Raw genomic sequence first — 22,450 nt, forward strand, 5'->3', positions numbered from 1 at the left:
TCCAAGGGTGTGGTTGCTCACGTGGTGGACGAAATCGCCTCTACCGACGACTTCTATCGTATCGGTATGGACGTGGCGCTGAAGACCGGTATGGGTGTGAAGGGTGACATCGTTGTGATGGTCTCCGGTGCTCTGGTACCGAGCGGCACCACCAACACCTCCTCCGTGCACGTGCTGAACTAAGCGTCGGCATAGGTGGCGTGACCAGTGAGCCCGGCTTGTGCCGGGCTCACTGGTTTATGATATTGACTCAGCGCCACCAGTGGCGCAGGGGTTGCAGGTCGGGGCCGCAGCGGTGGGCTTGCACCAGCAACAGCTCGGCGCAGGCGACGGCGTCGGTCAGGGCGATGTGGGCCGGATAGGCGGGCAGCCCTTGGGCGTCGCGCACTGCAGCCAGGCGCAGGTCGGGTTGCTCAAAGCCCTGTAATCTGGCGTAACGCTTTTCGATATGCAGGGTGTCGAGCCAGAGTTGGGGCAGGGGGGGGAGGCCAAAGCGGTCGGCCAGATAGTGGTCGATAAAGCGGCGCTCGACCGTGCTGCCATGAGCCAGCGCCACCCGGCCGGTCAGCTGGGAAAATAGCTGCATCATGGCGTCATCAAGGCTCACCCCGTTTTGCAGCATCTCCGGCAGGATGTGGTGGATGACGGCGCTGCGCCGATCCAGCTTGTCGCTTTGCACAAACAGATGGCTGGCCTCGTCGAGTCGAATTTGCCCCTGTGCCAGCACCACGCTGCCGATGCTCAGCAGCTGATCGCGCTCGGGATCCAGACCGCTGGTCTCCACATCCAGCGAGAGCAGTGACAAGCCAAAAAGCGGTGTGCTGTCAGAGGGCAGTGGCGCGCCGAGCAGGGTGCGCAGCGCCTCAGGCAGCGCCGGGCGGCGCAGGTAACGCTCGCGCGCGCGCTCGAATCGAAGCCAGCGGCACAGGGTCGGAATCCAGCGTGGCAGCATGATTACTCCAGGGTAAAGCGCAGGCGGGCAAACTCCTGCAGCTCGGCAATGATACGAAAGGCATCTTTAAGATGCTGCCGCTCGAAGCTGCCAAAGCGGGTAGGATCGATGCGGTTGCTCGGCGTCTGCCCCTGACGCAGCGCCTGACACTGCTCGTTTTGGCGCATCTGCAGCAAAAAGTGATAGGCCCCCAGAATATTGCGATGACTTTCGGTTGAGAGCAGGCCTTGCGCGTTGGCCTGTGCAAAGCGTGCCTCGGTGCCTTGTTGGTCGGCGCCGGCGCTCAGGCCATAGATGCGGGCCAGATCAACAATCAGGGTCAGTGCATTGCGCTTGATATCGAGGGTTTTGCTGTTATCACCGCTTTTTTCCAGCACCAGATTTTTAAAGATGCCAAGCGGCGGCGTCACGGTCACGGCCTCGCGGGTCAGCGAGCGGACAAAGGCCGGGTTGTCACCGATGAGGGTCAGCAAGTGATGCTGCAGCGCAGCGCACAGCTCGCCGTTGCCATAGAGGGGCCGCAGCTCAAGAAACACGCTGGCGTTGAGCAGCCGGTTGTACTCCGGGTTGCCAATCCACTTGCGGTAATACTCCTGCCACACCGGCAGCGGCTGGCACCACTGGGGTGAGGCGGCCATAAAGCGGCCACTGCACAGGGGATAGCCGCAGGCGGCCAGCGCGTTGCAGACATACATGGCCAGATGGCGGAAATAGCCGATATCGGAGTGGGTCGCACTGGGTGAGAGGAGCAGGGCGTTATCCTGATCCGAGAGCATGTGCACTTCGTTGCGCGCCTGCGAGCCGGCGGCCACCCAGACAAAGTCGCACGGCGGCGGGCCAAAGCAGCCGATGGCGATCTCGATAAGGCGCCGGGTCATGGCATCCATGATCATCGCCATGATAAGGCCGATGGTATCGCCGCGCACATGACCCTCGACCAGCGCCTCGAAGATGGCCTGACGCTCCACGGTGAGAGCTGCCAGCTCGTCGACCGAGGCGCAATATTTGATCTTCTCGATATGAAACAGCGCCTGCATCCGGTGATGCTGCACCAGATGGCTGGTGGTCAGCAGGCCGATGGCGCGCCCTTGCTCGACCACCGGCAGGCTGCGCACGCTGTGCTCCATCATCAGCGCCACGGCCCGCAGCACCAGATCGTCAGGCGCAATGGTCACCGGTGCCGGGCTCATCACCTCGCTGACCGGGCGCTCGGGGCTGATGCCACCGGCGACTACCCGCAAGGTCACATCCCGATCAGTCAGAATGCCGACAATCTTGCCGCCCTCGGTGATGACGGCGGTCGAGGTGCGGTTTGCGTGCAGCATGGCGCGGGTGACCTCACGAATCGTGGCCGAGGCCTCGGCGCTGGCAATCGTGCCCGTGGCAATGTCACGCACCTGACGCACGAACAATCCCTTCTCTTGATCGCCCCACACCACATTGAGCGCCGATTGCAGGCGCGCCTGCACCTGGCTGGCAAACAGATTGGCATACTGGGGCGATGCGTCGAGCAAGGTGCGCAGCACGCTGTGTGGCACCTGATAGAGCAGGGTGTTTTCCAGCGCGGTGACGTTGTAGCAATCGGCTGGATTGCCGGGCGTGCTATCGAGAAAACTAAAGCCAAACAGATCTTCCGGGCCCAGACGTGCGCGCAATACGCCGCTTTGCTTGCGCTGCTCGAGGGTGCCGCTGCGAATGATGTAGAGAAAACGCTCGGGATCGGCCAAGTCAAACGGCAGGGTATCGCTCTTGCCAAGAAAGGTAATGCGCACCGCACGGGCGATGGCTTGCTGCATGGCAGAGGGGAGCTTGTCGACCGGATCGACCTTGGCGATGAAATCGAGAATGTTGGGAAGCAGGGTATCGGGCATGAGCGCCTCGCAGAATAACATGCCGGCCAAAGCCGGCATGTTAATGGGCTAAGGTCGCGGTTATGCCGACGGCAGGGTCGCCAGATAGAGCGCCGGTTTGCCGTCCACGTCGGAGGTGAACAGAACCTGGCGGTCATCAGGAGTGAACGACGGGTGCGGGTGGGTGATCTGGCGGTTGCCTTCAAACACCCGCCAAGAGGTGTTGTGGGCGCACAGGCGATAGTGCTCCTGCTTGGCCACATCAAACACATAGAGGAACGGATCGTTTTGGATGGTGTAGCCGCCAGTGTCTTTCACATCGACCGGGGTGCCCGAGCCGTCACCGACCATCAGGCTGCCATCGAAGTTACTCATCAGGTGCGAGCAGGCCGGCATCGACATCACGGCTTCGTCCACCCCGGTGTTCGGGTTGTAACGGCGGATGATGCGATCCTGTTGCCCCTTGAGGTAGGAGACATAGACCATGTAAGAGCCGTCCGGTACCCAGAATTCGTGGGTGCAGCTTTCACCCGGGGCGTGCTCGCGCACTTTGCGCACGTTGCTGCCATCTTCGTTGACCATCCACATGCGGGCGTTGACCAGATCGTGCGGACCTTCGTGGCAGAAGGCGACGGTGTTGTCATCAAACGGACGATAGATGGGGTGGCCGAGCCACTCGCTGGCCTGATGGATCACGCTGGACTGGCCGCTGGCCAAGTCAACGCGCAGCAGACGGCAGCGCGGGTTGGTGTGGTAGAAGTCGTGGAACTTCTGCCAGTCGTCGAGGGGGAACCAGTCGCGGCGATCGATCTCGATCCCCACCAGCTTGGTGCAATCGCTGTTGGCCACCCAGGTGCCGTAACCGACCCACTCTTCGGGCACTTGATACACCAAGCGCTCTTCGAGAGTCTCCAGAGAGACGCAGAGCAGATCGCGCTCGTCTTTAACGTAATAGAGGCAGCTGTCATCGGGGGAGAGGAAACCGCCGAAGGTGTTGTCACCGGCCCCTTCGGTGATCTGGGTGGCCACACCGCTGGCCAGATCCAGCAGGTAGTAGTTCCAGTGGCCGTCGAACTCACCGGCAAACATCAGCTTGCAGCCGTCATTGGTAAAGCACTTCTGATAGAAGTAGTTGCGATGGCAGGTCACCTCGGGCGGGGTCAGCCGGCAGACCATGGCGCCGGTGTCGGGATCCTGGTAGGTGTGGTATTGCAGTTGAACGGTCATCCCTTTGGACATAACTTCCTCACAGGTATTTTTTAGGGCATTTGTTTCATTTTACGGAAACTGCGTTTTATTTTTTATGTGGTATATCACTTTTTTGCTTCGAGGAGGCGCTTGAAGCCCGGAATGTGCTTTAGATCACAATGTAATAAACACTGATGATTTAAGGCGTGACCTGTAACACTGTGCTCAGGGGCAAGTTTCATTTACACTGAAACGGTAAGTTCATTTTTTCGGGGTGAAACAATGTCAGTACAGGATAACGGGCCGGATTCGGTCTCGTCCGTGCTAAAAGTGTTCGGTATCTTGCAAGCGTTGGGAGAACAAAAAGAAATCGGCGTGACCGAACTTTCCCAACGTATCATGATGTCCAAGAGTACCGTTTACCGCTTTTTGCAAACCATGAAGAGCCTGGGTTATGTCACCCAGGAAGGTGAAAGCGACAAGTATGCCTTGAGCCTTCGCCTGTTCGAACTCGGTGCCAAGGCGCTGGAGCATCAGGATCTCATCGCCATTGCCGACCTCTACATGCGTCGTCTGGGCAAAGAGACCAAAGAGACCCTGCACTTGGGGGCGCTCGATGATGACAGCGTCATCTATCTGCACAAGATCGATTCTGAATATAACCTGCGTATGTACTCCCGGGTTGGCCGTCGCCGCCCGATCTACAGTACCGGTCTTGGCAAGGTGTTGACGGCGTGGCTTGACGAAAGCGAAGTGCGCGAGCTCTTCTCGCGCGTTGATTTCGTGCCCTTTACCGAGAAGACCCTGCGCAATATCGACGACTACCTGCAGCATCTGGTGCTGGTACGTGAGCAGGGTTATGCCGAGGATAACGAAGAGATGGAAGCCGGTCTGCGCTGCTTTGCCGTGCCTATCTACAACCGTCTCGGTCATATCATCGCCGGTCTGTCACTCTCGCTGCCGCTGGTGCGGGTGCAAGAGAGTGAAGTGCCCAAGCTGGTGGCCAAGCTGCATCAATCGGCGGCTGCCATCTCGGATCAGCTGGGGTATCACAACTACCCGTTCGGGCAGCGCTAAGCCAGGCAGCACCTCATAGCAAACCGGCCCACTCTGGGCCGGTTTTTTTACATCTGCGTTAAAGCGAACGGGCAGGGCGCTGCAAGCGAAACAGGGTATAGAGGTTGATCAGCACAAAGGTGCCCTCTTGCAGTGCGCCGCCGAGCGACCCGGCCCACAGGTTATGGATAAGCCACATGACGCTGCCGGCCAGCATACAGAGCCGCAGTCGCAGGCCGGAAAAGAGGAACAGGCCAAGCGTGCCGGCGCTGGTGCCAAAGACGGTGAGCCACTCGATGGGGTGGTTGATGGCCGGAACGCTCATCAGCCAGATCAGGGCGATAAAGAACCACATCACCAGCGGTTGTCGGTAGTAGCCCGATATCCAGGTTCGCAGGCTACTGATAAGGCAGCTGATGGCGGCAGCCTGCGCCCCCAGCATAAAAAAGTGCAGGCAGATAAGCAGGCTCGAGGCCGCCAGTTGCCAGCGCAGGCGATCATCGCGGGTTTGCAAAAAGGCGGCAATGCCGGCGCCGTAGGCAAGCAGTCCAATGGCTTGGGCCAGCTCGTGGTCGGGAAGTGATAAGAGCATAGGGTGTCCGGATACGAAAAAAGGGCGTCCGAAGACGCCCAAAGCATACGAGAACGAGTCGCTTAGCGAGACAGCCAACCACCGTCAACGGCGATGGTGTAACCGTTGATGTAGTCAGAAGCAGTGGAAGAGAGGAAGACGACCGGGCCCATCAGATCTTCCGGGGTACCCCAGCGGTTGGCCGGGATACGGCCGAGGATCTCGGCGTTGCGAGCTTCGTCAGCGCGCAGGGCGGCGGTGTTGTTGGTGGCCATGTAGCCCGGAGCAATGGCGTTGACGTTGACGCCGTGCTTGGCCCATTCGTTGGCCATCAGACGGGTGATACCCATGACGCCGCTCTTGGATGCGGTGTAGGAGGGCACACGGATACCGCCTTGGAAAGAGAGCATGGAGGCGATGTTAACGATCTTGCCGCCGTGACCTTGGGCGATGAACTGGCGAGCAACGGCCTGGGACATGAAGAAGACGCTCTTGATGTTGATGTTCATCACGTCGTCCCAATCCTTCTCGCTGAAGTTGATTGCATCTTCGCGGCGGATGATACCGGCGTTGTTGACCAGGATATCGATCTTGCCGAAGTGGGAGACCGCCTTATCAACCAGACCGGGCAGCTCGTCGGTCTTGCTGACGTCAGCCTTGAGGCTCAGGAAACGGCGGCCGAGGGCTTCGACCTTGGCGATGGTGTCAACCGGCTCGACGATGTTGATGCCGACGATGTCGCAGCCTGCTTGGGCCAGACCCACGGCCATACCTTGGCCAAGACCGGTATCACAACCGGTGACGATAGCAACTTTACCGGCCAGATCGAAGGTGTTCAGAATCATGTTATACCTCTTTTCAACTCATGCTGTGGGTAGCAGGGCAGGATGCCGTTGTTAGCGTCCGTTGGCGTTGTGCCTGCGCCTGATCAGTCTGTCGGCCTGGCTCCATTGCGCGTGGCGATGGGGGCTGTGATGGCCGGTTTGTGCTGGCCGGGACAATCCCGACCCATGGCACCCGGTGTGGACACGGGCGCCATGAAATCTTGCCGGTGCATTGCACCGCATCTTCGGGGTCAGCCGAAGGGGCGTTCGCCCTGTTTCATTCGCCGGATCATGGGCTCCTGGTTGCCTGTCGCGTCAGGAGTGTGACTTCCTGCGCGACAAGGTCACAGTAGCAAACTGGATTGTTCCAATCAAATAAAAAGAAACGTTGTTTTATTTTTATGTGAGCTACTGCTCTTTTTTGTTTGGTCTGGTGTTTTTGAAGCCTTCACGGCCCTGATGCCAGAAGGTGATCCCAAGCATGGATACCGCGCAGGCCATGGCGCCGTGAATAAGCCAGCCTTGCTGCTGCAGGCCGGCAAGACTCAGCACAAAGATGCCGCCAGCGAGCAAGAGCAGCAGCTTGCCGATAAGGCGGGTCTGCGCCAGCGCCGGTGCCGGGATCTCGTGCGCTGCCAGCGGCCGCAGCAGGTTGCGATAGAGCCTTGCCAACTGACGGCGGCGCGCCAGACGGGGACGATGACGGTAGGCCAGCCGGGTTAGCAGGAAGTAGCCGTTGGTCAGCGTCAGGTGGCTGACGACGGTGATAAGCAGCTTGCTGTCGGCAAATTCGCGCGGCGTCAGTGCATCGACACCCAGCCAGTGGGCCAGATTCGCTGGCGTGACCAGCAGGGCGATGGAAAGAGAGACCAGCCCCCCGACCAGCACCGTGCTCCAGCCCGACCAGTCCGGGGTGCGGCGCAGCACGATGGCCCACACGGCGGGAATCGACATGGGCAGCATCAGCATTGAGCTGATGGTCATCACCACATCAAAGAAGGCGAGGTGCGCCTGGCTCACCATCCAGCAGGCAATCAGGGTGGAGACCGAGCCGTTGATAAGGGTGGTAGCGCGGCCAACTTGCAGCAGGTGACTCTCAGCGTGATGGGGACGCTGGTAGAGATTGCGCAGGAATATCCCGGCGTTGCGATTAAGCGCCGCGCTCATGGGGGCGATGGTGGCTGCCAGCATGGCAGCGAGGATCAGCCCCAGGGTGCCGGCCGGCATCCAGTGCTCGACAAAATAGAGATAGGCCGCGTTACTGGCCTGACCGCCCAGATGGGCATAGGTGGTGAGTAAATCCACATGACTGCCGGCCGCCACCCAGGGCGGGACGAACCAAAGTGCTGGGCCGATGATAAACAGGATGCCTGCAAGCCAAGCCGCCTTTTGCGCTTCACGCGGGGTGCGCACGGTCAAAAAGCGGTAGCAGTTAATCGCATTGTTGGTCGAGAGCACTTGTTGTATCAGCACGATGCCAATCCAGCCAATCACCAGCGAGCTCCAGCGCGTCTCCTGCCCGAGCCAGAAATTACCGGGGAAGTGCTCAATGATCGGCAACACGCCGCCAGCCTGATGCAGGGCGACCATCCCGGTGACCAGGGTGATCACCACGATCAGCACCAGTTGCAGCACGTTGCTGGCGTTAATAGCCCAGGCGCCGCCACTGGCCGAGAGCAGGGTGATCAGGGTGCCGCAACCGACCAGCACCGGCAGCAGCGGCAGGCGGGTCATGGCCGAGATGATCATAGCCAGACCGCTGAGCCACACGGCGGCGGTCAGGGTGGAGGTGAAAAATTGCAGCCAGGTGTAGCACTGCTCGGTGCGTTTGCCGTAGCGCAGCGCCATCACTTCCATGGCCGTTTCGACCCGTAACCGGCGATAGCGCGCCGCCACAAAGCGGCCGGCCAGTAGAAAGCCCAGGGCGTTGCCCCAGAAGATCATCAATACCGGAAAGCCGTCATGAAACGCCTTGCTGGCCGCGCCGGTGAAGGTCCAGGCGGAGAATTGGGTCATAAAGGCAGTGGCGCCCGCCATCCACCAGGGCATGGCGCCGCCACCGTTGATAAATTGGCTGCTGTTGCTGGCGAAACGGCGAAAGCACCATCCGGCCGTGATGACAAACAGCAGGTAGAAAAACAGCACAGTCAGATCAAGGGTGTGCATAGAGATGACCTTTGTTGTTATGAGTGGTCGCGTGCAGCAAAGCAAAAAGCGCCCCCCGAGGGAGGCGCGATATTTAGTGGTCTGTTAGTGGCTTCGTGCGGTGGCCATGGCCGGGCGCAGCGTCTCTTGTTGTTGTGGGGCATTGGCACTGCGTTTGAGCAGGTACCCCACCAGGAGCACGGCGGCAGCACAGCCGGCGAACAACAGTCGTCCCCACAGCGGGTTGGGCAACAGCACCATCAAGAGCAGGCCACCGCCCATCAGCAGGGTGATGTGACCAAGCTTGCTGCGCTGCATGCGGTCGAACTGATCTTGCTCGTCGTCGGCATACACCGGGGTTTCTACGTCGTGGAAGAACTTGGCAGTGGTGGCCAGCTCCTCTTCGGTGAACTTCTCTTCCTTATAGAAGAGGGAGGTCAGCACGAAGAAGCCTGCGGTGAACACCAGGTGAGCCGCCACGGTAATGGTGGTGGTCAGTTCAGAGAGTTCACGCTTGGTCAGCACTACATCAAACAGGCTGGCAGCCCACTGAGCGGTGAACACGTTCATCACCATCCAGGAGACAAACATACCGAAGGCAACGGTGGCCCAGGCAGCCCACTTCGGGGTCTTGCGGATAAACATACCGAAGAACAGCGGTACCAGGATCGGCGATTGCAGCAGGGTGGCCACGCGCATCATCAGCTCGAACAGGCTCAGACCCTTGAGCTGGGCGAACAGCTGGGCGATCAGAATGACCAGGATGCCGTTGATCAGGGTGACAATCTGGCTCACACGCAGGGTCTTGCTTTCGCTCATCGGCTTGTTGCGGCACACAATCGGCGCCCAGAAGCTGCGCACGAAGATCCCGGCGTTACGGCACAGAGCAGAGTCCATCGAGGACATGGTCGCAGCAAACAGACCGGCAACAAGCAGACCGATAGTACCAACCGGCATGGCGCGCTCGGCGAACACCAGGTAGACCGCATCGCTGGCCTTGCCACCGAGTTCGGCGTGGGAGGCCGGTGCATCCGGATAGAGGATGGCGGAAGCCCAGGGCGGGATGAACCAGATAATGGTGCCGAACACCATCAGGGTCATGGCCAGCAGGGCGGCTTTACGGGCGTTGTTGGAGTCCTTGGCGTTGAGGAAACGGTAGGAGTCCTGCATGTTGTTGATGCTCTGCATCTGCTTGACGATGAAGAACAAGAAGGAGCCCACCAGCAGTACGCCGTAGTTCATGTCCGGACCCATCACGAAATCGCTCGGGAAGCGAGCAATGATCTCGCCAGGACCGCCAACGGCGACCAGTGCCACGATGGCGCAAGCGACCGAGATAACGGCGACGACCAGGGTTTGCACGAAGTCACTGGCGACCACGCCCCAGGCACCGCTCAGCATGGAGATCAGCAGCACCGAGATACCGGTGACCCAGATAGTGGTGGTCATGTCGTAACCGAACACGGCGCCCACAAAGATGGCCAGACCGTTGAGCCAGACACCGCCGTTGAGCACACTCAGCGGGATGATTGCCCAGGTAAAGAACTGCTCGTTACCTTTACCAAAGCGACGGTTCACCGCTTCGGTCGGGGTATCGACGCGCATCTGGCGGAAGCGATGGCTGAACCAGAAGTAGGAGGCGATGTAAGCACAGATGTTGCCAAGGAACACGAAGGTCACGGCCAGACCGTTGTTGTAGGCCATGCCGGCGGCGCCGGTAAAGGTCCAGGCTGAGAACTGGGTCATGAAGGCGGTCGCGCCGACCATCCACCACAACATGCGACCACCGCCACGGAAGTAGTCACTGGCTGATTTACTTGCCATCTTCTTGAAGGCAAGACTGATGAAAACCATCAGTACGAAGTAGCCCGCGAGGACCAAAATATCAATGTTCATAGGCACTTACCCAACTTTGTTAACATGTCCATGTCCAACTTGCTGCTACAGCTCCCGGACAATTTTTTAGAAACAGCGTTCCGAATCTGTGCCAATTTCACCCTACCGATGATTAAAAAGAAATGATGAATTCATCAGAATGGGATGTTCGTCGAAATTTTAATGAAACATCGGTTTATCTTGTTAGAAAACGTGTTGGCCTAACCTAGCGCGAACTGACAGCGTGCGAACGGGGGTTGGCACATAAAAGAGGAGGGCATTGGTCAGCGCTTGGCGTAACGGGTCAGGAGGGAAAGAGAGATGAGAAGGCTGTGGCAGACGGTCAGGCTGGTGGTCGCCGGCCGTTTGAGATTGGATTCACAATTTAAAAAAACGACGTTTCATTTTCTTTGATTTGCTGATTACGAGGAATAGAATGAGGTCATAGCGAGATTCAAGGAGATGCTATGACGACCCAAATCGCGGTCATCGGCGAATGCATGATCGAGCTGGCCGAGGCAGGCCAGGGGATCTTGCGTCAGTTTGGCGGTGACACTCTTAATACTGCGGTCTACCTGACCCGAGCCAACCCGTCTTTGGCCGTTCACTATGTCACGGCGCTGGGCACCGACCCGTTTAGCGACGAGATGCTGGCACGTTGGCAAGAAGAAGGGGTGCAGACCGATCTGGTGCAGCGTCTGGGCCACAAGATGCCCGGCCTTTACTGGATCAAGACCGATTCCCGTGGTGAGCGCACCTTCCACTATTGGCGCAGCGATGCCGCCGCCCGCTACTGGCTGCAAAGCGAGCAGACCGATGCGGTGTGTGAGCGCCTGGCCGCGATGGATTATCTCTATTTAAGCGGCATCACCCTGGCGATTTTGCCGGCCGCTGATCGCGCGCGTTTGCTGACGCTGCTCGATACCTGCCGCGCCCGTGGTGGCAAGGTGGTGTTTGATAACAACTACCGCCCGCGCCTGTGGGAAGACCTCGAGACGGCCCGGCACTGGTATCGTGAAGTGATGAACCGCACCGATATCGCCTTCCTGACCTTTGATGACGAGCTGGCCCTGTGGGGCGAGCATGGCGAGCTTGCCTGCATCGAGCGCAGCCGCGAATGGGGCGTGAGCGAAATTGTCATCAAGCGTGGTGGCGAGCCCTGCATGGTGATCACTGCCGCCGAGCCGCTGCTGGTGGCCGCCGAGCCGCTCAAGGCTGAGCAGATCGTCGATACCACGGCGGCTGGCGACTCGTTCAGTGCCGGCTATCTGGCGATTCGCCTGGCTGGCGGCTCACCCGAGCAGTCTGCCCGTTATGCCCACCAGCTGGCGGGTACCGTAATTCAGCATCGTGGCGCCATCATTGCCAACGCCCTGATGCCCACTTCACCTGTTTCTGTTGCATGAGGAATGACATGTCCACTCTGGTTGAAAGACTCTCCGAGCTGAAAATCATCCCGGTGATTGCCATCAAGCGTGCCGAGGATGCCGTGGCACTGGGCCGCGCCCTGATTGAAGGCGGCATGCCGAGCGCCGAGATCACCTTCCGTACACCGGCGGCCGCCCAGGCTATTCGCAATCTGCGCGCCGAGTTCCCCGACATGGTGATTGGTGCCGGTACCGTGCTGACTACCGCGCAAGTCGACGAAGCCATCGAGGCCGGTGTCGATTTCGTGGTCAGCCCTGGCTTTAACCCGACCACAGTGCGTTACTGCCAGCAGCGTGGCATGCCGATTGTGCCGGGTGTCAACAACCCGAGCCTGGTCGAACAAGCCATGGAGATGGGGTTGAACACCCTGAAGTTCTTCCCGGCTGAGCCCTCCGGTGGTGTCGCCATGCTCAAGGCACTGAGTGCCGTCTATCCGGTCAAATTTATGCCAACCGGTGGCGTGAGCCCGCAAAACGTCAAGCAATACCTGGGCCTTGGCTCCGTGTTTGCGTGCGGCGGTACCTGGATGGTGCCGGGCGATCTGATTGATGCCGGCGAGTGGGACACCATTCGCGAACTGGCTCGCGAAGCCATGGCCGCCCTGTAACAGGAGAGCAAGATGTTTGTATTTAATGACAAGATCGAGATGGAAGATCTCGGTAACGGTGTAAAGCGCAAGATCCTGGCCCACGGTGGCACCATGATGGGGGTTGAGGTGCATTTTGAGACCGATGCTGTCGGTCCTTTGCACCAGCATCCCCATGAGCAGCTGACCTATGTGCTCTCTGGCGAGTTTGACTTCACCATCGATGGCGTGACCCATCTGGTCAAGGCTGGTGACACCCTCTATAAAAAGCCGAACGTGGTGCACGGCTGTGTTTGCCGCGCCGCCGGCGTGCTGCTCGATACCTTTACGCCGCAGCGCGAAGATTTCCTCGCCGCCAAATAACAGTTCGTTGCGAGTTTAATTGGCAGGGCGCATCCAGGATGCGCCCTGCTTGTTTATAGGCAATCCCCACCTGGTTCGTCGTCGATGCTGCCGTGCGGGTTATTACGCTAATCTGGCTTGCCGTCATGCTTGCGCTCGCGTTGATATCAAGCGACTGGCAACGCTGGCCATTAGACATATGCGCCAGTTCGCGGACGTCATCGTGCAAGGCCCTGTCACTTTTTATGATGGTCAGCCATCCATTCCCCCCGCATTTATCACTGCAGCGCACAACAAAACTGTGCAAAAAATATGCAGTAAAGTGAGTTGGTTTGTGATTAATCATTATTTAGATATGTCTTTAATTTTATGAAAACTGCGTGCTTGGTGATTTAGATCACCATTCTCGTTTTAATGGGATGATGTTTCATTTTTATGTGTGCGAGATCTTATTTTTTGATTCACTGAGTGTTTAATATGCCCTTCATAGATACAACAAACACGAAGGGTGACTTAAATGAAAGTAAGCCGTATCGCTGCGCTGACCTTGTTGGGATTGCTGGGTTCCGCTGCCACTGCACATGCTGCCACTATTAACTATCGTCATGAATATGTGCCGGAGAGTGGTCAGCACAAAGATCGTATGGCTGTGAGCCATCGTTTGGCTAATGGCGTTGGTTTTGGTGTTGAAGCTAAGTGGAAAAATGCTGCAAGCAATGAAAGCTATTGGGATTTTTTCAATAACGTCACACCTGACGGTTCGGTTTTTACACTGAACTATCAGTATAAATTGAATGACCAGTGGTCGTTCCAACCTGGTGTCCAGTTGGATGGCCGTGATTATCAGATTTATACCCGTGCAAGTTATAATATTACCAAGGACCTGAATGCTAGCCTGCGCTATCGCTGGCGTGTAACCAACGAAACCGCTGATAAGAGTAGTTCTACCAGCGATAAAAAGCATCGTGACAACTGGACATTCAACCTGGGCTATAAGCTGACTCCTGAAATTACTTTGGGGTATGAATTGGATTACAACAGTCTGGATGACTCTTACTACAAGACTGGTGTGAAGAACAAAAATGATAGCTATACCGGCTTTGCTGGAAAAGACCGGACTTGGGAACATAACCTGTCTTTGGGCTATCGAATCAACAAAGAATGGGAACCGTTTGTTGAGCTTGGTTGGGTTCAAGTCACTGATGTAGAAAATGCACCTAACCATAATGGTACAAATAAATTCGCTCCCCGCTACCGCGTTGGTGTGAAGTACAACTTCTAATTCCAACCAGCATCAATAAGGCAGCCCTTGCCACGCAGTGGCTGCCTTTATTCGTTTAAGCGGTTTATTGATAAAAAATAGATCGTAAGGGATGCTCCGTTATTTCAACGTGTCGGGCCGTGATATCAAATATGGCCCGCCATCAGCTTTGCACTGATCGTGTCGCCTCCGACACATCGAACAAGGAATGCACGATGAAAATCAAAACCCTGGCCCTATTGACCTCTGTTCTGGGTTGCTCTGCCGTGATGGCTGCCGAGGGCAGTTGGCAAGCTCTCACCTTCGGCCAGTCGACCGATCTTAATTTCTCTTCCAACGTTCTGCCGACCAAGGTCGGTGTGAATCAGGTTCAGCTTAAAGAAGATGGCCCTGCCATCAAGCCGGGTGTCAGTGGCCCGCTCTACCCGTCGTTTCTGATTGAAAGTCGCGGCGGCAAGCTTGCCAACTCGCACGATGGTATGACTGTGTATTACAGCCAGATCCCGGCTGATCGGGCGTTTGTGCTGGAAGCGGACATGACCATCCTGCAACTGGGCCCGGAAAATGGTAAAACCCCGAACGCACAAGAAGGCGCCGGCCTGTTTGTGCGTGACAGCCTGGGTCATGGCCGTTTGATGCCGCAGCCCACCGGTTTTGAGGAGTTCCCGCACGCCTCCAACATGCTGCTTAACGCCGCACTGACCACCAACAAGGCCAACGATAATTTGGTGAACTTGGTCTCGGTGCAGCGTGGTGGCGTGGCGCAGCCTTGGGGTAACAAGGGGGTGGCCATTGAGCGCAAGCCTTATCAAAAAGGCGTGGATTTCAGCAAAACCACCTTCCACCTGAAACTGGAGCGCAATGCCGATGGCTTCCTGCTCTCCTGGTATGATCAAGCCGGGAAACTGCACGCCCAGCAGCAGACCCCGGATCGCCCGGATTTTCTGACCACTCAGGATGAGAACGCCTTTGTCGGTTTCTTTGCCTCCCGCAACGCCAAGGCCCGTTTTGACAATGCCAAACTGACCTTGGGCGACACCATCAAGGATGGCAAGCAGGCCGCAGCCCTGAAGGCCAAGCAGGATGCCGCTGCCCTTGAGCTTGCCTCTGCCGCCACCAACGTGGGTGGATCTTATCTGCTGCAGCTGCGCCCCAACTATGACGGCGTCGTTTCGTTGGATGGCAAGGGTCATCCGGCCCAGGGCGGCGAGTTCCTGCAACTGCCGGTGGCGCTGAAAAACGGTGAGAACGCACTGAAGGTGACCTTCACCGCCAATGAAGGGCCGAGTGCCGGTAAGGCGGTCGAGCAAACCTATACCATCACCCAGCAAGCTGCCACGGTCGCCGATACCCGTGCCATCCATGTGGCTCCGGCCGGGGTGGCTGGCAATAATGGCACCGAAGCGTCTCCGGTGGATTTGGCCACCGCACTGGCGCAACTGCAACCGGGTGGCACCATCTGGCTGGCTGACGGCGAGTATCAGGGCTTTGAACTCACGGCTGCGCAAAGCGGCCTGCCGGCCGAGCCCAAGCGCCTGCAGGCGGTCAATCGCCACAAGGCTGTCTTTACCAAGACCACCTCGGTGCTTAACGCCAGCTACTGGACGCTCGATGGTCTGGTGTTCGACGGAAACCCCGATGGCTCGCTTAAGAGTAACAACCCGGCCTTCCTGCGTGTTGCCGGCAGCCACAACCGCCTTGAGCGTCTGGTGGCCCGCAATAACGCCGACACCGGTATCTGGATCACCGCCAACGGCGTTTACACCAGCCCGAGCCTGTGGCCGTCCCACAACCTGGTGCTCAACAGCGATTCGTACAACAACCGCGATGATTCCGGCATTAACGCCGACGGCTTTGCAGCCAAGCTGGGGGTCGGTGCCGGTAACCTGTTTGACGGCTGCCTGGCCTATAACAACGCCGACGATGGCTGGGATCTGTTTAACAAGATTGAAGATGGCCCCAACCAGCCGGTGACCATCGTGAACAGCGTGGCCTATCGCAACGGTCTGCCGTTTGGCCATAAAGCGCCGGCCGGCACCATTGGTAACGGCTTTAAGCTCGGTGGTGAAGGTCAGCCGGTGGCCCATGTGGTCAAAAATTCGCAGGCGATCGCCAACAACATGGATGGCTTTACCGACAACTTCAACACCGGTGCGCTGGACTTGCAGGGTAACGTGGCGGTGGATAACGCTCGCTACAACTACATCGTCCGTAGTAACCCCTATCCGAAGAGCAAGGTGAGCGTGCACTTTGACAGCAACCATTCGCTGCGAAGCGACGCCCACAAGCTCGCCGACTATCTGGGTAATCAGGTAGAGGTGAAAAAAGAGAAGGCGTTTGCCGCACAGGAGAAGGCGCTGCGTCAAGAGTGGCTCAAGCGCTCCACCGAGCTCAGCTTTAGCCGTGACGACGCCGGTGTGTTGACCATCAAGCCGGCCAACGCCTCCTGATAAACACTTAGCTCCTGTTCCTTGTGAGACCTTTGGGTCCGGTGACTGTCACCGGACCCTTTTTTCATGGGGCCGAGTCGCTCATCGTCTGGCTCATGCCTGCGACTTGGGCGCAAAAATCGCGCAGCAAGGCCGTAGTGGGAGCGTGCGGCGCAATCAGGCCTACTTGCCAATCGGCGTCTTCACACTGCAGCGCCTTTATCTGCAGATGGGCATGGCTGATGACGGTGCCCGAGGGCACCAGCGTCCAGGCAATGCCGGCGGCGGCCTGAGCTAATCCGGCCGCAAAGTTGTTAACTGGCAGCACAGTGCGGACATGCAGGGAGTGACTGGCTAAAAAGCGCATCAGATGATCGTAAAAAGAGGGCGCTTTGTCGCGTCGAAGCAGAGCCAGCGGCTGCTCGCAGAGCCACTCCAGCGTGGCATCGGCTGGATAGTGAGCTGGCAGGGCCAATACAAAGTGGGCTGCCAGCACCGGCTGGGCATACCAGTTGCGCGGCGCCGGCAGGCGGCAAAACCCCAGATCCAGCTTGCCTTCACCGAGCAAGGTGATCTGGTGGTGGGTGGAGAGATCATAGAGCTCTACCTTCACATCCGGATGACGCTGGTGAAAGGCCGTCACTGCCGCCGGCACCAGCTGCTCGCTGGCAACGCCAAAGCCAATGCGCAGGGTACCGCGCGTGCCATCAAGTACCTCGCGTGCGGTACGTGTGAGCCTCTCACTGCGCGAGACGATCTCACACGCCTCGCCATAGAGCGCCTCACCAAGGGGGGTCAAGCGGGTTGCACCGGCGCTGCGTTCAAACAGTGGTGCACCCAACGCCTGCTCTAAGCGGCGGATCTGCTTGCTCAGGGCCGATTGGGTGACGTGTTGGCGCTGCGCCGCCTGACCAAAGTGCAGCAGCTCACCTAAAAGAACAAAGGCCTTAAGATCGCGCAGCTCCATGATTCCTCCTGGGAATGTAGCGTGGCAATGTTTGTCATTGGACGGAATTGTAAGCCTGCGCCATGCTGCTGCCAACTCGGTGCCAAGGGCATCGCACTGTTTTATGGTCAAGGAGTCATGCTATGCAGCATCCATCACTCAAGCCGTTTCCCGGTGATTTTCTGTGGGGCGCCGCCTCGGCGGCCTATCAAGTAGAAGGGGCCTGGAATGAAGACGGCAAGGGGCCGTCGGTGTGGGATATCTTTACCCATCAGCCCGGCACCACCTTCAAGGGCAGTAATGGCGATGTGGCGGTCGATCACTACCACCGCATGGACGAAGATGTGGCTCTTATGGCCGAGATGGGGTTAAAAGCCTACCGCTTTTCGGTCAGCTGGCCGCGGATATTTCCAACCGGGCGCGGTGAGGTGAATGAGGCCGGGCTGGCATTTTATGAGCGCCTGATTGATGCCTTGCTGGCCCGTGGCATTGAGCCGGTGCTGACCCTTTATCACTGGGATTTGCCACAGGCGCTGCAAGAGGAGTACGGCGGCTGGGAAGATCGGCGCATTATTGCCGATTTTGAGCACTATTGTGTCACGCTGTTCCAGCGGTTTGCCGGCAAGGTGCGTTACTGGGTATCGCTAAACGAGCAAAACTACAACCTGACCAACGCCTATCAACTCGGCACCCATCCGCCGGCCGTGCAGGATCGCCGCCGCTTCTTTGCCGCCAACCATATCGCGTTTCTGGCCAATGCCACCGTCATCAAGGCGTTTCGCCACTATGTTCCGAATGGCTTGATTGGCCCAAGCTTTGCCTATTCCCCGGCCTATCCGGCATCGGGTAAGTCTTTGGATATGCTGGCCTTTGAAAACGCTGAGGAGTTTACCAACTGGTGGTGGCTCGATGCGTATTGTCTGGGGCGTTATCCGCGTGCGGCGCTCGCCTGGCTTGAACAAACCGGCGAAGCGCCTGCGATTTTGCCCGGCGATCTGGCACTGCTGGCCGAGGGCAAACCGGACTTTATCGGGGTGAACTACTACCAGAGTCTCACCTTTACCAGCAATCCGCTCGATGGCCAGACCATGGCACGCATCAATACCACGGGGCAAAAGGGGACCACCCCGTCGAGTGGCGTACCCGGGCTCTATCGCACCGAGAAAAATCCCCATATCGAGACCTCGAACTGGGATTGGTATATCGATCCGACCGGTCTTCGCATTGCCTTGCGCCGTCTTGCGTCGCGCTACGATCTGCCGCTTCTGATCACCGAAAACGGGTTAGGGGAGTTTGATACCCTGGGATCTGACGATCGCATCAACGACAGCTATCGCATCGATTATCTGCGCACTCACATCGGCGCCTGTCAGGAGGCGCTGCAAGATGGGGTGCAACTGCTCGGTTACTGCGCCTGGTCGTTTACCGATATTCTGAGCTGGCTCAATGGCTATCAAAAGCGCTATGGCTTTGTCTATGTAGACCGTGATGAAACCGATGCTGGCAGCCTGCGCCGTATTCCCAAGGCGAGCTTTTATTGGTATCAGCAACTGATTGCCAGTAATGGCGAGAAGAGCGTGTAACCTGCAAAACAAAGGGCCGGAATCAACCGGCCCTTGTGCTTTTTAAGATAACTATCCTAGCGGGTCGCGCGCGAAATGGCCGAGCCGGCTTGCTGGATATCCTCACCTATTCCGCGCACCGTGTTGCACGCACTGAGCAGGCCGCAGAGCAGCAAGGCATAAACAAGGGATCGCATAAGGTCTCTCCACACTAAATATAAACCCAGCTTACCCGAGGCCCGCATCCCCTGCCAATGGCAGGGCGCAGCGCTTGGTCACGCCTTGACCACTCATGGCATCACGGCATGTTCCCGCCGCCAATTAAGCCCGCGCAGCGTGCCAGCGGCGGCCCACTTCGGCCCAGTCAATCACGTTAAAGAAGGCCGCGATATAGTCCGGGCGCTTGTTCTGATAGCGCAGGTAATAGGCGTGCTCCCACACATCCAGCCCGAGGATCGGTGTGTGACCGTGCATCAGCGGACTATCCTGATTGGCCGAGCTTTCGACCACCAGACGCTTTTCCCGAGTCACCGACAGCCAGGCCCAGCCTGAGCCAAAGCGGCTTAACGCAGCCTGGGTAAAGGCTTGGCGAAATGCTTCCATACCGCCCAGATCGCTCTCGATCGCCGCAGCGAGATCCGCATCCGGCGCAGTTTGCGGGGTTGGACTCATTACCAGCCAGAACAAGGAGTGGTTGGCATGGCCACCGCCCTGATTGCGCACCGCCACCTGCAGCGCGCTCGGCAGGCTGTCGATACGTGCAAGCAGCGCCTCAACCGGCTCATCAGCCAGTTCGGGATGGGCCTGCAGCGCGGTGTTTAAGTTATTGATATAGGTCTGATGATGGCGGCTATGGTGAATTTCCATGGTCTGCGCATCGATATGCGGCTCCAGCGCATCATAGGCATAGGCAAGCGCGGGCAGGGTATGGGGCATGATGAACTCCTTGTAACACAATAGGTTAATGCAGGGTGGGGTGGAACGGGCAGCCCTGGCAGAGCGCCTGCTCGACGGCAGGGTTCGGCCCTTGTTCCTTTAAAAAACGCAGCAACTCAACGCGGCAGCAGGAGAGATGACTGAGCGCAGCCTCTTTTAAGCGTGACGGCTGCTGTGGGTCGCCAAGCAGGGTCAGCAAGCGCTGCTGGGCGCTGCACAAATGCTCGGCCGCGCGCTCAGGAAGGGACAAACAGAGCAGCAGATCGGCCAGGTTGTGATAGGTCACCACCAGCGCCGCCACTGCTTCATCGGGCTCGGGCCAGATCATAACCTGCTGCTCGGCAGACCAGAGCGCCTGCTGATAACAGGTGAGGGCACCGGCATGATCCCCCAGAGCAAACCGGCGATTGCCAAGTCGGGTCTGCCGCTTCCAGAAACGCGAGGCCATGTAAATCTCTCATTACTGTAATGTAATGAGAATCTATATCATTTCGCTTTGAATATGAACCCTGCAAAGTGTGGGGGTTGGTCATGCGTTGGGTTTTCTGCGTGGATGCGCGGCTAAGCGGTATTTACGAGAGGGGCGGGGGATTGGAAATAAAAAAGGGGCGGAAATTCCGCCCCTGCTAGGGTCGTGCTGTTTAACCCTTTACTGCGCAGTCAGAGCCTGGAACGCACACAATACTGTGATGTGCCAAGTGGGGGCCAACATGATAAGCCGCATCAGTGTAGTGCGTTTGAGCACTGTGACCATGGTTGTTAGTGTGCTCGTGATGTTGATTGATGCGACCGTAGCTGATTGTCACCGTCGGTCCCACTTGACTCGTTGTTTTGGGGGGTTCCTGACCGGTGATACCAGCGGGCACCGGGTTAGGGGTTTGGTTTAACTTATCAAGTGCAGCAACGATATCAAGACGACCAACATCAGTGTAATAAGCGCGAGCTTGTGCCAGTTGCATCGGACTAAAGTCTTTGGCTTGAAGCAGTGCGTCAGCAACAGACAGATGCTTGGCCTCATCAATCAGTTCTTGAGTGGGACCAGTTTGCGAGGGCAGCTCTGGTAAGGCGTTGACGGCCAAGGCTGCCGCGATGTCGGGGCGACCCAAGTCAGTGTAATAAGAGCGAGCTTGTGCCAGTTGCATCGGACTAAAGTCTTTGGCTTGAAGCAGTGCGTCAGCAACAGACAGATGCTTGGCCTCATCAATCAGTTCTTGAGTGGGACCAGTTTGCGAGGGCAGCTCTGGTAAGGCGTTGACGGCCAAGGCTGCCGCGATGTCGGGGCGACCCAAGTCAGTGTAATAAGAGCGAGCTTGTGCCAGCTGCATCGGACTAAAGTCTTTGGCTTGAAGCAGTGCGTCAGCAACAGACAGATGCTTGGCCTCATCAATCAGTTCTTGAGTGGGACCAGTTTGCGAGGGCAGCTCTGGTAAGGCGTTGACGGCCAAGGCTGCCGCGATGTCGGGGCGACCCAAGTCAGTGTAATAAGAGCGAGCTTGTGCCAGCTGCATCGGACTAAAGTCTTTGGCTTGAAGCAGTGCGTCAGCAACAGACAGATGCTTGGCCTCATCAATCAGTTCTTGAGTGGGACCAGTTTGCGAGGGCAGCTCTGGCAAGGCGTTGACGGCCAAGGCTGCGGCGATGTCGGGGCGACCCAGGTCAGTGTAATAAGAGCGAGCTTGTGCCAGCTGCATCGGACTATAGCCTTTTGCTGCAGTTAACGCATCGTCTACGGATAATTTACCTACTGCGTCACGAACCTCTTGTGTTGGTGCAGTTTGTGATGGTAATTCAGGTATGGATCGAAGCGGGTCGATGATAGCCTGAGCGTTCTCAGCTACGATTTCCGCGCTTGCGTCAGAGGCGGTGACTGTTGATTTACCCGCCAGAATTGCTGCTATTTCTTCGCTATGTGCCACACGTTTAGCTTTTGCTAGAGCATTCTCTTGGTCAATTGCTGCTTGTTTACGTGCAGCTTTCGCCTGAGCAATGCTCTTGGCATCATGCAAGCCTCCATTATGATCAATATTACTAAGTGTCTGGTTGATCAGTTCAGGATCGTGTTGAGCCATTGCATTAGCAAGAGAGTCCAACTCGGAACTATGGTCTTCAAAGCTTCTGCCATTGCCTTCTCCAAACCGGTGCGCTAACTCATTTCGAGCAAGGCTGTTCGCTCGTTTTTCGCCAAGAGACTCGACAGCATGTGAATAGTTGGCATAGCCACCAAATGCTTTTTTACCGTCACGGGCTTCTTTGGAATGCACATCATGAGCAAAGGCGGATGAGGCTGTTCCTGAAAGAACAACAAGAATAGATGCAGCAACAACAGAATATTTCATATATCGATGTCGACCTGTAAGTGATTCGGAATCAGACCAGCTCCTCGAATTGATCACGGGTAAGGATCAAGGGTCTGCTAACCACACCGCCCTGTGGCGATGTGATGGCTGTCACACTATCACCGGGGCTTTAGTCATCGGTGTTATAAATAGTTATTAAAAA

The 22,450-nt window shown here is 57.5% G+C and carries 20 protein-coding genes; 8 read left to right on the plus strand and 12 right to left on the minus strand.

Annotated elements, in window-relative coordinates; genetic code table 11:
- On the plus strand, positions 1 to 183 hold a 183-nt coding region (locus BW958_RS15195), incomplete at its 5' end, for a pyruvate kinase alpha/beta domain-containing protein (RefSeq protein ID WP_076576612.1).
- Between the two features lie 67 nt (positions 184 to 250).
- Here the strand turns inward: BW958_RS15195 and BW958_RS15200 are convergent.
- Genes BW958_RS15200 through BW958_RS15210 form a run of 3 tightly spaced genes read right to left on the minus strand, consistent with a single transcriptional unit; the run spans position 251 to position 4,041 of the window.
- The gene (locus BW958_RS15200) at positions 251 to 952 is read right to left on the minus strand and encodes an exonuclease domain-containing protein (RefSeq protein WP_076576613.1); all 702 of its coding nucleotides are present in this window, start codon (positions 950 to 952) and stop codon (positions 251 to 253) included.
- A 2-nt stretch (positions 953 to 954) separates the two neighbouring features.
- The gene (locus BW958_RS15205; protein WP_076576786.1) at positions 955 to 2,823 is read right to left on the minus strand and encodes a putative nucleotidyltransferase substrate binding domain-containing protein; all 1,869 of its coding nucleotides are present in this window, start codon (positions 2,821 to 2,823) and stop codon (positions 955 to 957) included.
- Between the two features lie 60 nt (positions 2,824 to 2,883).
- Positions 2,884 to 4,041 carry an oligogalacturonate lyase family protein gene (locus BW958_RS15210; protein WP_076576614.1) on the minus strand — a complete coding sequence of 386 codons (1,158 nt, stop codon included), beginning with the start codon at positions 4,039 to 4,041 and terminating at the stop codon, positions 2,884 to 2,886.
- Positions 4,042 to 4,272: 231 nt separating this feature from the next.
- On the opposite strand from BW958_RS15210, the gene kdgR reads away from it, so the two are divergent.
- Entirely contained in the window at positions 4,273 to 5,067 is a 795-nt protein-coding gene (gene kdgR, locus BW958_RS15215; RefSeq protein WP_076576615.1) for a DNA-binding transcriptional regulator KdgR, read from the plus strand.
- 58 nt (positions 5,068 to 5,125) lie between these two features.
- On the opposite strand, the gene BW958_RS15220 is transcribed toward kdgR, so the two are convergent.
- From BW958_RS15220 to BW958_RS15235, 4 genes are all read right to left on the minus strand, one after another.
- Positions 5,126 to 5,638, minus strand: coding sequence for a YgjV family protein (locus BW958_RS15220; protein WP_076576616.1), 513 nt, complete (start codon positions 5,636 to 5,638; stop codon positions 5,126 to 5,128).
- 62 nt (positions 5,639 to 5,700) lie between these two features.
- Entirely contained in the window at positions 5,701 to 6,462 is a 762-nt protein-coding gene (gene kduD / locus BW958_RS15225; protein ID WP_076576617.1) for a 2-dehydro-3-deoxy-D-gluconate 5-dehydrogenase KduD, read from the minus strand.
- A gap of 387 nt (positions 6,463 to 6,849) precedes the next feature.
- The gene (locus tag BW958_RS15230) at positions 6,850 to 8,607 is read right to left on the minus strand and encodes a sodium:solute symporter family transporter (RefSeq protein WP_076576618.1); all 1,758 of its coding nucleotides are present in this window, start codon (positions 8,605 to 8,607) and stop codon (positions 6,850 to 6,852) included.
- Positions 8,608 to 8,691: 84 nt separating this feature from the next.
- Complete coding sequence (locus BW958_RS15235) at positions 8,692 to 10,482, minus strand: sodium:solute symporter family protein (RefSeq protein ID WP_076576619.1); 1,791 nt, start codon at positions 10,480 to 10,482, stop codon at positions 8,692 to 8,694.
- A 446-nt stretch (positions 10,483 to 10,928) separates the two neighbouring features.
- On the opposite strand from BW958_RS15235, the gene BW958_RS15240 reads away from it, so the two are divergent.
- The 5 genes from BW958_RS15240 to BW958_RS15260 all read left to right on the plus strand — a co-directional run bounded on the left by BW958_RS15240 (position 10,929) and on the right by BW958_RS15260 (position 16,528).
- Positions 10,929 to 11,867 (plus strand): 2-dehydro-3-deoxygluconokinase, encoded by a 939-nt coding sequence (locus BW958_RS15240; RefSeq protein ID WP_076576620.1) that lies wholly within the window; start codon positions 10,929 to 10,931, stop codon positions 11,865 to 11,867.
- Between the two features lie 8 nt (positions 11,868 to 11,875).
- Entirely contained in the window at positions 11,876 to 12,496 is a 621-nt protein-coding gene (locus BW958_RS15245) for a bifunctional 4-hydroxy-2-oxoglutarate aldolase/2-dehydro-3-deoxy-phosphogluconate aldolase (protein WP_076576621.1), read from the plus strand.
- A gap of 12 nt (positions 12,497 to 12,508) precedes the next feature.
- Positions 12,509 to 12,838 (plus strand): cupin domain-containing protein, encoded by a 330-nt coding sequence (locus BW958_RS15250; RefSeq protein WP_076576622.1) that lies wholly within the window; start codon positions 12,509 to 12,511, stop codon positions 12,836 to 12,838.
- A gap of 496 nt (positions 12,839 to 13,334) precedes the next feature.
- Entirely contained in the window at positions 13,335 to 14,099 is a 765-nt protein-coding gene (locus BW958_RS15255) for an oligogalacturonate-specific porin KdgM family protein (protein ID WP_076576623.1), read from the plus strand.
- A 194-nt stretch (positions 14,100 to 14,293) separates the two neighbouring features.
- Positions 14,294 to 16,528: a right-handed parallel beta-helix repeat-containing protein gene (locus BW958_RS15260; protein WP_076576624.1), complete on the plus strand. Its 2,235-nt coding sequence runs from the start codon at positions 14,294 to 14,296 to the stop codon at positions 16,526 to 16,528.
- Positions 16,529 to 16,592: 64 nt separating this feature from the next.
- On the opposite strand, the gene BW958_RS15265 is transcribed toward BW958_RS15260, so the two are convergent.
- Complete coding sequence (locus BW958_RS15265) at positions 16,593 to 17,474, minus strand: LysR family transcriptional regulator (protein ID WP_076576625.1); 882 nt, start codon at positions 17,472 to 17,474, stop codon at positions 16,593 to 16,595.
- Positions 17,475 to 17,596: 122 nt separating this feature from the next.
- Between BW958_RS15265 and BW958_RS15270 the strand changes: the two genes are divergently transcribed.
- Positions 17,597 to 19,036: a glycoside hydrolase family 1 protein gene (locus BW958_RS15270; RefSeq protein ID WP_076576626.1), complete on the plus strand. Its 1,440-nt coding sequence runs from the start codon at positions 17,597 to 17,599 to the stop codon at positions 19,034 to 19,036.
- A gap of 56 nt (positions 19,037 to 19,092) precedes the next feature.
- On the opposite strand, the gene BW958_RS20215 is transcribed toward BW958_RS15270, so the two are convergent.
- The 4 genes from BW958_RS20215 to BW958_RS20380 all read right to left on the minus strand — a co-directional run bounded on the left by BW958_RS20215 (position 19,093) and on the right by BW958_RS20380 (position 22,287).
- The gene (locus BW958_RS20215) at positions 19,093 to 19,212 is read right to left on the minus strand and encodes an entericidin A/B family lipoprotein (protein ID WP_143233106.1); all 120 of its coding nucleotides are present in this window, start codon (positions 19,210 to 19,212) and stop codon (positions 19,093 to 19,095) included.
- A gap of 124 nt (positions 19,213 to 19,336) precedes the next feature.
- The gene (locus tag BW958_RS15280) at positions 19,337 to 19,951 is read right to left on the minus strand and encodes a superoxide dismutase (RefSeq protein ID WP_076576627.1); all 615 of its coding nucleotides are present in this window, start codon (positions 19,949 to 19,951) and stop codon (positions 19,337 to 19,339) included.
- A gap of 25 nt (positions 19,952 to 19,976) precedes the next feature.
- Entirely contained in the window at positions 19,977 to 20,399 is a 423-nt protein-coding gene (locus tag BW958_RS15285) for a DUF2753 family protein (RefSeq protein ID WP_076576628.1), read from the minus strand.
- A gap of 193 nt (positions 20,400 to 20,592) precedes the next feature.
- Entirely contained in the window at positions 20,593 to 22,287 is a 1,695-nt protein-coding gene (locus BW958_RS20380) for a hypothetical protein (RefSeq protein ID WP_143233107.1), read from the minus strand.
- Positions 22,288 to 22,450: the final 163 nt, after the last annotated feature.

The organism is Aeromonas sp. RU39B (assembly GCF_900156095.1).
Classification (GTDB): Bacteria; Pseudomonadota; Gammaproteobacteria; order Enterobacterales; family Aeromonadaceae; genus Aeromonas.